This window comes from Deinococcus yavapaiensis KR-236, from assembly GCF_003217515.1.
GTDB classification, from domain to species: Bacteria; Deinococcota; Deinococci; order Deinococcales; family Deinococcaceae; genus Deinococcus_A; species Deinococcus_A yavapaiensis.
Map to the genome: position 1 here is coordinate 1 of NZ_QJSX01000040.1, position 1,950 is coordinate 1,950.

A 1,950-nucleotide genomic window follows, 5' to 3' on the forward strand; every position below is an offset into this window, starting at 1 on the left:
TTCACGTCCAAGCAGTGCCGCACCCCGAAGCCCCACGGGAAGCTGTTGGCGAAGGCACTCACTTCGCTTTCGCTGAACAGTTGCAAGTCCGCGCCCAACGCTTGCACGACGCTCGAGGTGTCCATGCGGTGGGTGGGTCGCAGGCTGCGCGCGACGTCTACACTGGTGATGGCCGCTCCTGCGGCGTTGCGCATCGAGACGATGGCGGTGTCGCTGATGGTGCTGGCGTTGTCGAGGGCGAGGAAGGTGACGTTTTTGAGTTCGGCGTTGGGGGTGCTGCCTTTACCGTTTCGTACTTTGAGGTGCGAGTACAGGTAGCGGGTGCCGCCTGCGTCGAAGTAGGGGGTGGTGGTGGGCACGACTTGCACGTCGAGACCAGCGGGAATGCTGGTGAGGTCGAGGGCACGTAGGGTGTCCGCGTCGGGTCGCACCCACTGCACGGCGGCGTCCTGCCCGGCGGTGACTTGCACGATGCCCAGCACGCGAGGACCGGTGGGAGCTTGAGGTTGCATGGCACAACCGGCCAGGAGCGCGAGGGAGAACAGAGAAATCTTCTTCATGTGTATCCCTTTCCTAGGGCACATACCGGGTCAACAGAAAACGGTACCCAACATACGGAAACGCGGAACTGCCAGCCAAGACGATCCCAGTGGCAGTCGAGCTGACGGAGTACAATCCAGCGCTGTCAAAGGCGTGAGGCGTCACCGTGATGCCTCCCGTGCCGAAACTCGAATCGAGGGTGCCTTGGGAGGTGTACCGAACGAGTACGATGTTGTCCTTGTACGTGGCATCTTGAACGCGAGCGCCACCGAGCAAAATTTTCCCGTCCGACTGCACAGCCAGCACTTCAGGATTGTCGTTTCTACCGAAGAAGTCCGTGCGGACCAACCCGCCCATGCCGAAGGTCCCGTCGGCTAACCCGTCGAGGTTGAAGCGTCGTATGGCGAAGTCGGCGCTGCCGTTACTCGGGTTGCTACCCTGTCCGGCCACGAGGAGTTTTCCGTCCGGTTGGCGGTCAAGAAGGGCGAGGCTGATGTCGGTCATGACGACGCGACCGGACGAACCGAACGTCGCGTCAATGCTTCCATCGACGTTAAGCCGTGTGAGTGAGTCGCCCGTGGACGCCGATCGCACGGCTAAGACAGCGCGACCGTTCGGTTCGATCAGCAAGCGCGAGATGAAGGCATTCTCGTCATCTACCGGGATCAGCACGCTTCCGTTCGTGCCGAACGTCGCGTCGGGTGTACCGTCCGGCAAGACGCGAATCAGAACGAAGTTTGTGTTAACCGTGTTGTAGTAAGATTCAGGCTTGCGTTCGTATTGCACGCCCGCGTAGGTGACCTTGCCGTCCGTGTGAACGACGGCCGCGCCATAGTTGATGCCCATGTTCATCGGAATGAAGATCACACCGTTCGATCCGAAGGAACCATCGCCCGTTCCATTGCTGGAGAACCGTGTGATAAACATCGAGCGGCCATTTGGATCTTGATCGCTGTCTCCCACCACAATGACGCTTCCGTCGGGTTGCACGCGCATGTCGATCGGGGAGTCGTTGGCAGGCCCGAGGGTAGCGTACGTGAGGCCGCCTGTTCCGAACGTCGCGTCGAGGGTGCCGTTCGGCTGGTAGCGGGCGAGTGCGACGTCTATGTCACCACGGTCCGTGATGTAAGACGCGAGAACGAGGAGTTTTCCATCGGCGAGAACGAGGGTTTTCCTGGGGTATCCGTAACGCTCGGGGCCTTGAGTGACGTAGCCGTTCGTGCCAAAGGTGAAGTCGAGGGTGCCTGGTACGGTGACGACGGACAGGGTGAAGCTTTTCGACAGTGATAAGCCTTCGTTGTCCGTCGCGGTCAATGTGACACTCACCGTTCCAGGCGAGGACGGCAGCATCTGACTGGCTTTCACGCGCAACTGCCCGTTCGTCACTTCGAACCGCGCGTCACTCACGCT

At 60.5% G+C, this 1,950-nt stretch carries 2 protein-coding genes; both read right to left on the reverse strand.

What is annotated here, in order from left to right:
- Positions 1–560 (reverse strand): hypothetical protein (locus DES52_RS22380; protein ID WP_146237434.1); only part of this gene is annotated, 560 nt, incomplete at its 3' end.
- 13 nt (positions 561–573) lie between these two features.
- On the reverse strand, positions 574–1,950 hold a 1,377-nt coding region (locus tag DES52_RS22385), incomplete at its 5' end, for an NHL repeat-containing protein (protein WP_146237435.1).